Here is a 12,890-nt window from a genome sequence, read left to right on the forward strand (position 1 = left end):
CGATTTGCTAGCCACAAATACTTGCATGAAGGCAGTAACAACTATCCTTTTTACTATCCTGTCTTTTTCTGGCTTTGCTCAGCCAAGTTTAGTTGAAGGGATCAACGAGTTCTCTTTGGAGTACTATAAGACGACCGTTGACGATAGTTCCAACTACTTTATTTCTCCCTTCGGTCTTCATCTAGCACTCGGACTGGTCAATGAGGGAGCCAATTCTACAACCAAGACTGAGTTGGGGACTTTGCTGAACATCGACGGGATTCCTGACATTAAGCTGAAGTACAAGGCGTTGATGGACAAAGTTGTCAATAAAGAGGATTCGATTTACTTAGAGTGTTTAAGATGGTCACCTGACAAAAAAGCTGGAAAAAACGAATTGTACATAGCGAATTCGTTTTGGGTAAATGATAGGATTCCAGTTAATGACGTTTTCAAAGCGAGCGCTAACAATTACTTTAATTCAACAATTGAGGCCTTCACGACTGATAATCTGGATCGTGCCAATCAACGCCTTTCCGAGCTGATTTCTGAACAAACAAGGGGACATATAGCTGATATATCGCCAGTCGACGAAACAACGGAGGTAAGTTTAGTGAATGCTGTCTATTTTCATGGAGAATGGGATACGCCCTTCAAAAGAAAACAAACTAAGGAGAGGAAGTTTTACTCAATAAACGGAGGAACCTCGAAAATAGGATATTTAAGAGCGACCAGACCCTACCGTTATTACGAAGATGATCAAATCAAGTCGATCCAGATACCGTATTCTTGTGATCAGTTTTCATTTTTAGCTTTTCTGCCACACGAGAGGCATGGCTTCCAGGAATTGGAGCAAATGGTAACCTATGAATACCTAAAGGCAATTGTTGATTCGAGTATTACCAAGCAAGTCATCTTATCACTGCCTAAACTGGAAATTGAAACTGAGACCTTTCCCAAAAGTAGTTTGGCAGGCTTAGGCTGTGAAAAGATGTTCACCGACGAGGCTGACTTCTCCAGACTATCTGACAAGCCTATGAAAATCGGAAGCATAACGCACAAAACACGAATTACTTTGGATGAGAAAACTACTAAAGCAGCAGCGGCTACCAAGGTAGACATGATTGTTACTGGCTATGCGGGAGGTGGTGACCCTGCAACACCGCCAGCACCTAAAATATTCAATGCCGACCACCCATTTTTCTTTTGCATAATTGACAACAGAACAAGTGCTATCGTCTTTGTGGGTAGATTTGCTCAGGAATAAAAGTGGCTAACACAAACCTTCATGCATGGGGGGCTCGGCTGTAGGGAAGCGGTGGTTCGCTTGGATTGTCCGCCACAAAGTATAAATTTATCAATTGAGTGGCTAAGTGCCAGCGGGAACTAAACTGGATCAAAAACCCCCACGCACGAGCTAGTCGTTATGCATTAGAAACCACGAATGTTCAGTTTTTTCAAGAAATCATGGATACCAAAGCTTCTCCCAATAATGCGAGAGGAAGACTATCATACTCATTTTGTTGGACGAACATCGGACGGTAAACAATTTTTCGGATATGAGACCTTTGTGTTTCCAGCCCGAACGCCGGGTCAGGATTGGGAAAAGTTGAGAAAAGAGTACGTAGTGCTATATACTTTTGATAGCAAGGGAAATCATATAAATACAAATCATTGGTATGCTGGTACGACAGCTGAAATATCTGCTGACACAACCCGCAGTAAATTGATGGAAATGGTCGATAGACTCGGGCCCATTGAATACTGTGACATCGCAGTGAAACCGTTCAAAACAATCATAGACGGAGTTGAGTTTGGTCTAATTCCTGACGATGAAACCGAATCCATTGAGTTACAACCAAGCTCAACTATTGCGTTTTCCGAGCCTTGGGATGGAGAATACGACACGTAATCAGTCTTGAAAAATGCATAACACATCGTTAACAATGAATGGCGGCGTCATCGGCTTTCAGTCATTTGAGGTTTGGAATCTCCGCCACAAAGTATAGTTAACATCCCCGTGGCTAGCCGCTAGTGGCTCATATTTCTTCTAATTGCATAATTTCGTAACTTTACCTTATGGACGCAGCTGAGAAGAAAATATTGAACAACTACTTTGGCCTTCTGGAGCGGATGAACCCCTCTATGAAGGTTAACCTTATTGAGCGACTCACAGCCTCTATAAATTCCCCGACTTCTTCTAAATCCAAGATTCGCTCTTCATTTGGAGCTTGGGACTCTGAACAATCTGCAGACGAACTTATCGATGAACTCAGAACCAGCAGGCACACTAACCGCCAGATTGAGGAGCTTTGAAATACTTGCTGGACACTAATATTTGCATCTACTACATGAAGGGTAGATTTGGGCTAGACGCAAAATTCGACTCACTGGACGTAGACTCGCTGTTTATATCTGAAATTACATTGGCCGAACTCAAATTTGGAGTGGCCAAAAGCGCAAAGCCGTCTCGCAATTCAAAAGCACTTGACAACTTCCTTTCTGGCATTCAAATCCTCCCAATTTTTGATGCCTTGGACACTTTTGCATCTGAAAAAGCACGCCTTAGGAAAGAGGGGCGTATAGTTGACGACTTCGATTTACTAATAGGAGCATCTGCAATAGCAAATGACTTAACGTTGGTGACGAACAACGAAAAGCACTTCGAGCGTTTGAAAGGGATAAAGCTGGAAAACTGGGCCAGTTAATAGCTCCACAACACATGGCTACTATCACGCTTGAGAGGCTCGGCTGTAAGCTGGCAGCAGCTCGCTTGGATTCTCCGCAACAAAGCATAATTTTAACATGGCATGGCTAAGCGCAAGGGGTATTTGAATTGTATTGAAAATCCCACGAGCTTGTTGTAGCGACCCATTAGTGATAATTGAAAACAGATGCGAATAAACCATTTCTCGACGGTCATGGCCAACAAATCTGATGCAGAGCTTGTTAAGGTAATTAACAGTCCAGCGACTTATGCAGAAGAAGCTCAATTGGCGGCTGCTTTTGAGCTCAAAAGCCGAGGAACTACGTCAGACGCAGTAGATCAACTCATAGCCAAACTGACCGACAAACTTGAAGCGGAGCAACAAGTCAAAGAATTTGAGAAAAAACTAACTTCGAAGAACACCATTTACTTTTTGGCTTTCCTGGTGACTCCCCTGGTTATCGGATCTTTCATGGCGTTCAATATATGGGAGCTTGGTAACAGAAAAGGAATTTGGACAGTGCTAGGCCTTACTGTACTCTACTTGCCCTTGTTAGTGATAGCTCTAGAGCTGCTACCAAGCGACTTGAGTTGGATGGTTGGGGTGATACACTTGATTTATGGAGTTTTTTTTGTTGAATGGACCTGGAAGAAATACCTGCCGACTTTTGACGAATACCAGAAGGAAAAAGGAATCTCAACTCAAACCTAAGACATGTTCCTCCTCCCGAAGATTTAGATTTAGCGATCAACGAATCGGGCCGGGTAAACTTGTGGATATTTCTATTCAAGCTTCCGGCTTGCTCAAATCAACATCCTCTATTCCTTCAACTTCCCCAAATAAGAATACAGCAGCACCAGCACATCCTGCGGATCCTGGCCTGCCTGCCCGAACTGAACAAAATAGAAGTCTCTGATGGCCCTGAACAGCATCCATTCCGCTTCGGAGTTGCTATCCACGTTTTTGGCCTTTGCCCAAAGTTCGTAGGTCTTTTTTTCAGTAAACTCTCGTGCCTCGTCCGAGCACTCCTGGTACCGTTTTACTGACTTGTTGATGAGCAACTGGCGCTGAAAGGCAAGGGCGATTTTGTTTTCCATTATTTCGTCCGAAAACAGTTGTTCGAAATGAACATAGTCACGCATCAACTGCCCAAACTTTTCATAGTGCATGATGTGGGTTTTCAGCAGCTCATGCTCAAAATTGACAAGATCACCGAAGTAGTAATAGAAGCTTGACCGGGCCAGCGACACCAGGCCTGACAGCCGCTCTACATTGAGTGCTTCCGGGCCTATCGACGCAAATAGCGAATATCCGCATTCTATCCATTTCAGTTTGTTTTCACTTGTTTTCTTCATTTCAGGAAGCCACGGCAAAAAATTCTCTGTACACTATTGTACAAACAAAGTAGTCAAATTACCTCGTTGAAAGCATCAGGTTGAATTTTATTCAAAGCAAAAACCACAAAACCATGAATCAAAAACCATCAAATGCATTTGTCGCTGCGTCATGGATTGCGCTGCTGACCGGTATGATTGGGTACCTCGTAGGTCTCTTCAGAGCAGAGATGATGCTAAACGAGAAGGGTTATTATTTTACTGTTTTGATGTTTGGCTTGTTTGCCGTGATTTCTCTGCAAAAGGCCGTCCGTGACAAGCTGGAAAACATTCCGGTAACTGATTTGTATTATTCCATTTGCTGGTTCTGCACAGTTTTGTGCTTAGTACTTCTTACCATCGGCTTGTGGAATGCTGATTTGCTTCCCAGCGAAAAAGGCTTTTATGCGTTCTCTTTCATCCTTTCACTTTTTGGGGTGATTGCGGTGCAAAAAAACACCCGAGATTCAATCGCAACAGAGTGATGTTGCCAGGTATGGTGTAAACATCACAGGTTAGCAACGTTTTAAAATCAGAAAGTCTGCGCTGTCTTTTTTACTCAGTGCAGACTTTTTAATGTGGGCTTCCAGTGCCCCACTAGTGGAAGCATCCGTTTCTTTGTCAGTTAATTAAAAGTCGGCAAGCTTTTGTAAATTGTAGAGTGGCAAACGGAACGAATAAAGGGCTTGACTTTGTAATTGACAGGCTGAGTAATTCCATAGAGAATGTAATGACTGGAGATAGTTTCACAACCAATATCATTCATTTCGAAGACCCAGCTAATAAGACATTACACTGAAACCTTGGGTGCGTTTCATGCTGGCGGTCGTGTAATGATTATTGAAACCGGGGCCGCACTACGACTTATAGACAGGTACTTTAAAGACATTGAGTCATGACAAAAAAAAGGAAAGAATTGGATGTGGATTTTATCGGAGGGTTGGAGCCTTTGACAAAAGAAGAGGAAAAACTAATAAGTGACGTCATAGAAAATCGTAAGAAAGCGAGATTAGCAAAAGCAAAACGGACTGATGGGAAAAAAGTAAATGCCTAGTAGGTCGGCAGAGTTCTACAAGGCAAGTGTTTTCGACATCGAAAAGCTGCCAGGTAAGTGCCCGCTTGTGGTCATCTCCCGTTGAAAAAGCCTATTCCTCTGCCACCAAAAACCACAAAAACTCCTATCTTTAATTAACGCCCGGTTCCACCAAACACCCGCAAGCAACCCGGGCGCTTTTTTTTCATCTTGATTACCTAAACCTATCCACCTTTATGAAGCAGCTCAGAATTGTTTTCGCCCTTCTTCTTGTTGGCGTTGTTAGTTACCAGTGCACCGACAAATCAAACAAGGCGACCACAGATGGCTTGCCGCCCGAAGTAGTAGCCACTATTGAAAAACGCATTCAGAACGGACAAATGCCCAGCATGGCCCTGGCCATTATCGACTCGTCGGGAGTGAAATATTACAATTTTGGTAAAATGACGCTGGATGGTAAACCGGTTGATGAAAACACCATTTACGAAATAGGGTCTATTTCAAAGGTGTTTACGGCTATTCTGTTGGCGCAGCGGGTGCTGGATGGCGACGTGAAGCTGGAGGACGAAATTAACGACTACCTCCCCGATAGTGTGAAAGTGCCCGTAATGGGTGATGCACCCATCACCTTTGGCAACCTCACCGACCATACGTCGGGCATCCCAAGAATGCCGACCAATTTTGCCCCGGCCAATCCCAATAATCCCTATGCCGACTACACTGTTCAGCAGATGTACGAGTTTATTTCTAACTATGAGCCCATCAGAACGGTTGGCTCCGAATATGAATACTCAAACCTGGCCCAGGGTCTTTTGGGGCATCTGCTTGCCCAGAACAAGAACACAACTTATGAGGCACTGATGGTGGCAACCATTGCCGACCCGCTGGGAATGAACGATACAAGAATTGCCTTCACCGAAAGAATGAAACAAAACCTGGCGCTGGGGCATACCGGCCCCTATGTGGTGGAGAATTGGGATATTCCTACGCTGGCAGGTGCAGGAGCCATCAGGAGTTCCACCTCGGACATGGCCAAATTCATTTCGGCCAACCTGGGCTATGTGGATACTCCCTTGCGGGCAGCCATGGATATGTCGCACACGATGCGACATGACAAGGCCGGCGGCATGCAGGTGGGCATGGGCTGGCATATTAAGAATGGCAGGGAAGGAGACGTGATCTGGCACAATGGCGGAACGGGAGGCTACAGAACCTTTGCCGGGTTTGTGAAGGAAACTGGCAAAGGGGTGGTGGTGCTGACCAACTCCAGCACAGGCGCCGACGACATCGGTTTCAACCTGCTCGATTCCGGATCGGAGCTGGCAGAGCAGTATTTTAAGAGCGATGCGGTGCAGGTGCCTGAGTCGGTGCTGGAGCAGTATGTGGGGGTGTACGAGCTACAGCCTGGCTTCATGATCACCATCACGAGAGAAGGCGAGCAGCTCTATGGACAGCCAACAGCCGAGGAGCGCTTTGAGATTTACGCCGAAAATGACACCGTTTTTTTCCAGCCTGAGGTGAGGGCTAAGATATCGTTTCAGGTTGTCGATAATGGAATGGTAGAGAGCTTAACGCTGTTTCAAGGCGGCGGCGGTGGAGTAGCCAGGAAGATTGAGTGAGGTGGGAATGAATACTTCGTCGTAGCCAGGTTCTGAAGCGTCCGATAGTTTTTTGCAACACTTTTACGCTCATTTTTAATACCAATCTTAATCCGAATGGATCAAATAAATGCGGCAACTATGGAAACATTTTGTAGATATCTTTTCGGTGCGCCACTCTGGCAAACTGAACAATATTACCTTCCATGAATACGCCAATTCGATAGTTTCCTGAGCGGAGCCTGAAAGCATTGTCAAAGCCAGCGAGTTTTTTAACACCAGGTAGTTCCTCTATTTTCTCGGCTTGCTTGACCAGTTCAATAACCTCAGCAATAGCTTTTCGGTCTTTGGGTTGGGTAATTTTATCAAGGTCTTTGCTGAACCTCTTAAGGTAAACAACCTGCATCAACCTTTCAGTTTTGCCATTAGCTCATCTTCAGATGCAAAGTCAGAACGGTCGACATCTTTCATCAGGATAGATAGTCCCAAATCTTCTGCATCTTCATCAGATAAGACCGTTGAATCAACACCCAGCTTCTTAAGTAGCTCTGAAATAAACTGAAATTCTTCCTCACTTTGCGGATTGACGACGATTGAACTCATAAAGCAAATATAACTAATCGAAAAGATTGAAGCTACACGAATCTTCCATGAACACCTGGTGGGTTAAGGAGGCCAGTCAAGCCCTCCTTTAGCTAAAAGACATTCCGCAGTGGTGGGCTATATTTGCCAAGGAGACCGCAGATGTCCTTCACATTCGCTCGGCTTGAGCAAAGCTGCCGCAGTACTGCAACACGTTTGCTCAACCTGAGCAAAGCCGCTGCAAGTTTGTTTCACGTTTGCTCGGCTTGAGCAAGGCTCCCGTAAGCTTGCATCACGCTTGCTCAGGTTGAGCAAGTCTCTCGCAGATCTACATCACACTTGCTCAGGTTGAGCAAGGCCGCCGCAAGGCTGTTTCATGTTTGCTCAAGCGGAGCAAGGCTACTACAGATGTGCAGGAGGTTGAGAAACAGGAGAAACCTGAAAGCTCAAATCTCCGGCCCGATCATAGCAAGTAGCACCCGTCCGCCTGCGCCAGAAAGCTTTCATCTCAATTGAGGTAGGCCAAGTCACGCTTTCTCCCCATCTTTTACTAATTTCCGATACCCGACAACTGGTAATATACCTGCTGTCGGTTGACCATTATAGCTACCACTTAAAACTACCTGCTCATGACCACCCGAAGAGACTTTGTCAAAAAAAGCCTGTTGACGGCCAGCGGCCTCGCCATGGGGCTCCCATTTTTGAACGCCCATACCCAGTCAGACCTCAAAATCACAAAAATCAGGCACTACCGTGACCCCGATTATACCAAACCGGCCTTTGCTCAGATGCGGGACATTGTGGTGGTGGAAACCAATGGTGGCATCGCAGGCATCGGGGAGGGTGGCTCCAAAGAGATGATCCAGAACGTGGCGGAAATGCTGATTGGTGAAGACCCGTTCCGTATTGAGCACCTGTGGCAGAAAGTGAACAGGGGCTACTTCTATCCCTCGGGTCGTGAGCGGCTCCACGCCATGGGTGCGCTCGACATGGCTCTGTGGGACATCAAAGGTAAAGCGCTGAATGTGCCGGTGTATGAATTGCTTGGCGGCCTCACCCGTGATTATATTCCATGCTACTCCACCGGATTTCCCGGCCAGGGGTCGGTAAAGGAAACGGCTAAGGCCTGCATGGAAGCTGGCTTTTATGCTTTCCGCACGGATGGGGGTGTGGGGTCAAGAGACGTTTTTGACGTGCACAAATGGCTGAACAACTACCGCAAACATTGTGAGCAGGTTCGTGAGGGCGTAGGGGAAGACGGGCAGTGGTGCATCGACCTGCATACCCGTTTCGACACCGCCGAGGCAGTCACTGTCTGCAATATGATAGAGCCACTTCGGCCGCTGTTTGTGGAGGACCTGGTGCGCTCCGAAAATCCTGGCATTTATGAAACGCTACGTACCAAAGTGAATGTGCCCATTGCCGTGGGTGAGCAGTTTGGCGACCGCTGGGACATCAACGAGCTGGTGGAAGATCACCTGATCGATTTTTCGAGGGTAACACTGCCCAACACAGGCGGCATTACCGAGTTCATGAAAATTGCAGCCATTTGCGAAACGCATTATGTCGGCTTGATTCCCCACTTTACCGGTCCAATCTCAACAGCCGCCATTGTGCATACGCTTGGGGCATCCTCTGGCTTTGTGCTCACAGAGATAGTGGGCAATTCCGCAACGAAGACAGACTACCTCAACGACGACTACCTGAACTTCAAAAATGGCAAACTCTACCCAACTCAAAGGCCAGGTCTGGGGGTTGAGTTCAATCCCAAAAACGTTGAACTCATCAACGAGATCACCAAAGGCAGCGACTACAACCACCCAGGCTTCAGGAGAGCTGACGGATCATTCACCAACTGGTAAGAGAACGTATGAAGAAGATCGCTGCTTTTTTATTGTCGATAGGGCCAGGACTTTTTTGCATAGGATACACGGTGGGCACAGGCAGTGTCACCTCCATGGCCAAAGCCGGCAGCCAATACGGCTCCCAACTACTTTGGGTGTTGTCGCTGAGCTGCATTTTTTCGTGGGCGCTCATGGAGGCATACGGAAGATATGCCGTGGTGACAGGCCGAACGGCCGTGAATAGCTTCAAAACAGAGCTGAAGTTTGGCAAGGTGCTGGCAGTGGTGCTTATTATCGGCATCGTGATCGGTCAGTGGAATTCGCTGTCGGGCATCGTGGGGCTTTCGGCCAATGCACTTTATGAGATCGCCCGCTTGTTTCTGCCCGGCTTGCCTGCGGAGAGTTACTGGGCCGTGTTGTCTATCGCCGTCGTCATTCTCGCTATCCTTTATTTTCTGCTGATAATGGGCAAATATTCGTTTTTTGAGAAAATTCTTATCCTTTTCGTCACCATCATGGGCGTGTCATTTCTCATTTCCATGTTCATCGTGCTGCCTCCACCTGGCGAAATAGTTATGGGTTTTATCCCTTCCATTCCTGAGGGAGAGGGAGGAAACCTCCTCGTGGCTGCCTTCGTGGGCACCACTATGGCGGCGCCTACTTTTGTGGTCAGGCCGCTGCTAATGAAGGGCAAAGGCTGGGCCAGGGAGGATACCTCTTTACAGTCGAGAGATGCTCTGTCATCGGCATTGTTCATGTTTGTCATCAGTGCCGCTATCATGATTACTGCTATGGGTGCCCTCTATTACAAGGGGCTGACGATCAACAAGGTGATTGACATGGTGTACACCCTGGAGCCTGTGGCAGGAAAATTTGCGGTGGCGCTGTTTATGACCGGGGCATTGAGTGCGGGGCTTTCGTCGGTGTTTCCCATTCTGATGGTGGCGCCGCTATTGATTTCTGACTATAAAAACGGCGAACTTGACCTGACGTCGAAGCTTTTTAAACGACTTACAGCGGTGGCTTGCGTGGTCGGGCTTTCAGTTCCGATACTCGGTGCCAACCCTATTGTGGCACAGATAGCCACTCAGGTGGCCAATGTGTTTGTGCTGCCGCTGGTCATTGGCGGAATCATTTACATGATCAATAGAAAAGCGGTAATGGGTGAGCATCGAGCAGGCTGGTTGCTAAATACCGGGCTGGTGCTGGCATTCGTTTTTTCCTGCGTTATTTCAGTGATTGGGTTCAGCGCACTGAAGGATTTCTTTTGAAGCAGGATGGCGTGAACCGGGCTGGCTACAGTGCTGAGATTAGAACTAAAATAACACAGTGCTAGTCTTTCAAATGCTTCAAAATCATTTCGTTCTTAAGCGCTTCCTGAAGCAAGCTCTCCTTTTCGATGGGCATTACACCCAGGTGCTGGCACACAAGTCCACCTCCGAGGTTGCTAAGCTCGGCCTGCACTTCCAGCGACAAATGCAGTGCCTCGCAGAGTGCTGCTATACTCACCACAGTATCGCCTGCACCCGATACGTCGGCAATGCGGCGGATGTGGGCTGGGTAGTGGATGGACTGCACATGGTCGGTAAGGTAAACGCCTCTGTCTGATAGCGTGATGAGTGCTTTTTCAACAGGCATGTGCGCATTGAGCTGGTTCACTGCTGAAGACAGCTGATCCAGGTCGTGGTGATCGAATTCCAGCTTCAGGCCTTCTTTCAGCTCCCGCAGGTTGGGCTTGAAAAGCGAGGCACCGCTATAGGCCAGAAAGTTTCGCTTCTTTGGATCCACCACCGTAGGGATGCCCAGCTCGTTGGCCAGATTAATGGTTTGTGAAATGATGGCTGGGTTAAGTACACCTTTGTCGTAGTCCTCAAAAATGATGACGTCACAACCGGTTGCCAGATTGCGAATGTGATCCATGAGCGCTCGCTGCTCAAGAGCAGTCAGGGCCTTGTCGGTTTCGCTGTCAACCCTGAGCATGTGCTGTGAGCCAGCGAGCACTCTGGTCTTAACCGTCGTAATCCTCTCTCTGCTTTTGATGATGCCCTGGGAGGAGATGTTTCTTGCCTTCAGCAACTCAAAAAACGTTTCGCCGTCAAGCTCATCCCCAATGATGCTACAAAGGATGGGGGTGGCTCCCAGCGACTGGATGTTGAGCGCCACATTGGCAGCACCGCCGAGGCGGTTTTCTTTTTTGTTGACATTAACAACCGGTACGGGCGCCTCAGGAGAGATGCGGGCAGCATTACCATAAATGTAGGAGTCGATCATCACATCACCGATGACGAGCACTTTGAGATTTTCAAAAGCTTTGAAAACTTCCTGAATGGAGGAGAAAGGCATGGACAAATTATTGGGTTAACGACCCAAATATATGAGTTAAAAAAAGAAAGTTTAAAAAAGTGATGTCCGTCTGAGCCTGTCGAAATGGGAGTTCACTCCGAAATCGTCTTCGACAAGCTCAGACTGACAAATTATTTCAAAAGCGCCAGAGCGGTCTTTATCCTTTTAATGGCCTCTTGCAATTCCGGTTCTGAAGCTGCGTATGAAAGACGCACTGCATTGGGTGCACCAAAAGCGCCGCCTGTTACAAGGGCTACATGCGCTTTAGCCAGGATATATATGCAGAAATCATCAGCATCTTTCACGGTCATTTCCCCATCGCTCTTGCCAAAGTAGTGGCTCACATCCGGGAAGAAATAGAAAGCACCTTCGGGCATATTGACTTTTAGCCCCGGGATACTTTTGAGCAGATCGTACACCATGTCTCTGCGCTTGCGATAGATCGCTGACATTTCTTTAGTGGCATCAAGGCTGGAGGTAAGGGCCGAAACAGTCGCTCTTTGCGCTATCGTGTTCGTGCCGCTTGTTACCTGACCTTGAATTTTTTCGCAAGCCTGCGCCACCTCTTTGGGTGCGTTGATAAAGCCAATTCTCCAGCCAGTCATAGCAAATCCTTTGGCCATGCCGTTGATGGTTACCGTCCGGTCTTTTACTTCCGGGAATGTGCCGATGCTAATGTGCTTGCCCACGTAGTTAATGTGCTCGTAGATTTCATCCGCCAGGATCAGAATTTGCGGATGCTTCGCCAGCACTTTTACAAAACCTTCAAAGTCCTCCTTGCTGAAAACAGAACCAGTAGGGTTACAAGGGGAGGAGTAAAGCAATGCTTTTGTTTTTGGTGTAATGGCTGCCTCCAGCTGTGCGGCCGTTGGCTTGTAGCCATTTTCTATAGTGCCCGACACCAATACCGACTTGCCTTCGCAAAGCTGAATGATGTCAGAGTAGCTCACCCAGTAAGGGGCAAAAATGATTACCTCATCTCCCGGATCGAGGATGCTCGACATCAGGTTGTAGATCGACTGCTTGGCGCCGGTCGATACCACGATATTTTCCGGCTTCGAATCAAGCCCGTTTTCGTTTCTAAATTTGGCAGCAATGGCTTCCCGCAAATCCTGGTAACCGGCTACCGGAGAATAGGCAAAGTATTTTTCTTCGTCAATGGCTGCCTTGGCTGCTTCCTGGATATGTTTGGGAGTTTTAAAATCGGGTTCGCCTAAGCTTAGGCTGATGATGTCAACGCCGGTTGACTTCAATTCTCTGGCCTTTTTGGCCATGGCTAGTGTGGCCGATTCGGCCAGGGCATTCACTCTTTTAGATAAGAAACTCATGTTGATCGGGTGTAATTGCGGCGCAAATTAAAGATAATGAATCGCTTATGCCAAGCGCCCCGGCTTTTTTAGAACTTTCAAAAATATGCAGCAGATCAGTTG

15 protein-coding genes are annotated in these 12,890 nt (G+C 47.3%); 10 read left to right on the forward strand and 5 right to left on the reverse strand.

Features of this window, described 5'->3' with window-relative positions; translation table 11 throughout:
- Window positions 1–25: 25 nt before the first annotated feature.
- The 5 genes from GC130_RS10030 (at window position 26) to GC130_RS10050 (ending at window position 3,398) form a co-directional block, all read left to right on the forward strand.
- Window positions 26–1,246, forward strand: a complete 1,221-nt coding sequence (locus GC130_RS10030; RefSeq protein WP_193217820.1) for a serpin family protein — start codon at window positions 26–28, stop codon at window positions 1,244–1,246.
- 225 nt (window positions 1,247–1,471) lie between these two features.
- Window positions 1,472–1,891, forward strand: a complete 420-nt coding sequence (locus tag GC130_RS10035; RefSeq protein ID WP_151998165.1) for a hypothetical protein — start codon at window positions 1,472–1,474, stop codon at window positions 1,889–1,891.
- Window positions 1,892–2,058: 167 nt separating this feature from the next.
- Entirely contained in the window at window positions 2,059–2,295 is a 237-nt protein-coding gene (locus GC130_RS10040; protein ID WP_151998166.1) for a hypothetical protein, read from the forward strand.
- Complete coding sequence (locus GC130_RS10045) at window positions 2,292–2,687, forward strand: type II toxin-antitoxin system VapC family toxin (protein WP_151998167.1); 396 nt, start codon at window positions 2,292–2,294, stop codon at window positions 2,685–2,687. The genes GC130_RS10040 and GC130_RS10045 overlap by 4 nt, the downstream gene beginning before the upstream one ends.
- Window positions 2,688–2,900: 213 nt before the next feature.
- A complete protein-coding gene (locus tag GC130_RS10050) occupies window positions 2,901–3,398 on the forward strand; it encodes a hypothetical protein (RefSeq protein ID WP_151998168.1) in 498 nt (165 codons plus the stop codon).
- A gap of 107 nt (window positions 3,399–3,505) precedes the next feature.
- Here GC130_RS10050 and GC130_RS10055 read toward each other — a convergent pair whose 3' ends face one another.
- Window positions 3,506–4,042 (reverse strand): hypothetical protein, encoded by a 537-nt coding sequence (locus tag GC130_RS10055; protein ID WP_151998169.1) that lies wholly within the window; start codon window positions 4,040–4,042, stop codon window positions 3,506–3,508.
- A 113-nt stretch (window positions 4,043–4,155) separates the two neighbouring features.
- Between GC130_RS10055 and yiaA the strand changes: the two genes are divergently transcribed.
- From yiaA to GC130_RS10070, 3 genes are all read left to right on the forward strand, one after another.
- On the forward strand, window positions 4,156–4,545 hold the full coding sequence (gene yiaA, locus GC130_RS10060; RefSeq protein ID WP_151998170.1) for an inner membrane protein YiaA: 390 nt from the start codon (window positions 4,156–4,158) through the stop codon (window positions 4,543–4,545).
- A gap of 410 nt (window positions 4,546–4,955) precedes the next feature.
- Window positions 4,956–5,114, forward strand: coding sequence for a hypothetical protein (locus GC130_RS28580; RefSeq protein WP_193217821.1), 159 nt, complete (start codon window positions 4,956–4,958; stop codon window positions 5,112–5,114).
- Between the two features lie 215 nt (window positions 5,115–5,329).
- Complete coding sequence (locus tag GC130_RS10070; RefSeq protein WP_151998171.1) at window positions 5,330–6,712, forward strand: serine hydrolase; 1,383 nt, start codon at window positions 5,330–5,332, stop codon at window positions 6,710–6,712.
- A 118-nt stretch (window positions 6,713–6,830) separates the two neighbouring features.
- On the opposite strand, the gene GC130_RS10075 is transcribed toward GC130_RS10070, so the two are convergent.
- Together GC130_RS10075 and GC130_RS10080 are read right to left on the reverse strand one after the other, a co-directional pair.
- Window positions 6,831–7,097, reverse strand: a complete 267-nt coding sequence (locus GC130_RS10075; protein ID WP_151998172.1) for a type II toxin-antitoxin system RelE/ParE family toxin — start codon at window positions 7,095–7,097, stop codon at window positions 6,831–6,833.
- Complete coding sequence (locus GC130_RS10080) at window positions 7,097–7,294, reverse strand: hypothetical protein (protein ID WP_151998173.1); 198 nt, start codon at window positions 7,292–7,294, stop codon at window positions 7,097–7,099. Before GC130_RS10080 ends, GC130_RS10075 begins: the two co-directional genes overlap by 1 nt.
- 608 nt (window positions 7,295–7,902) lie before the next feature.
- Here GC130_RS10080 and GC130_RS10085 point away from each other — a divergent pair.
- Window positions 7,903–9,135: a mandelate racemase/muconate lactonizing enzyme family protein gene (locus GC130_RS10085; protein ID WP_151998174.1), complete on the forward strand. Its 1,233-nt coding sequence runs from the start codon at window positions 7,903–7,905 to the stop codon at window positions 9,133–9,135.
- Window positions 9,136–9,143: 8 nt separating this feature from the next.
- Window positions 9,144–10,388 (forward strand): Nramp family divalent metal transporter, encoded by a 1,245-nt coding sequence (locus GC130_RS10090; protein WP_151998175.1) that lies wholly within the window; start codon window positions 9,144–9,146, stop codon window positions 10,386–10,388.
- A 61-nt stretch (window positions 10,389–10,449) separates the two neighbouring features.
- Here GC130_RS10090 and GC130_RS10095 read toward each other — a convergent pair whose 3' ends face one another.
- Window positions 10,450–11,460, reverse strand: a complete 1,011-nt coding sequence (locus GC130_RS10095) for a bifunctional heptose 7-phosphate kinase/heptose 1-phosphate adenyltransferase (RefSeq protein WP_151998176.1) — start codon at window positions 11,458–11,460, stop codon at window positions 10,450–10,452.
- 131 nt (window positions 11,461–11,591) lie between these two features.
- Complete coding sequence (locus tag GC130_RS10100; RefSeq protein ID WP_151998177.1) at window positions 11,592–12,788, reverse strand: pyridoxal phosphate-dependent aminotransferase; 1,197 nt, start codon at window positions 12,786–12,788, stop codon at window positions 11,592–11,594.
- Between the last annotated feature and the right edge of the window lie 102 nt (window positions 12,789–12,890).

The organism is Imperialibacter sp. EC-SDR9, assembly GCF_902498805.1.
In the GTDB taxonomy this organism is placed as follows: Bacteria; Bacteroidota; Bacteroidia; order Cytophagales; family Cyclobacteriaceae; genus Imperialibacter.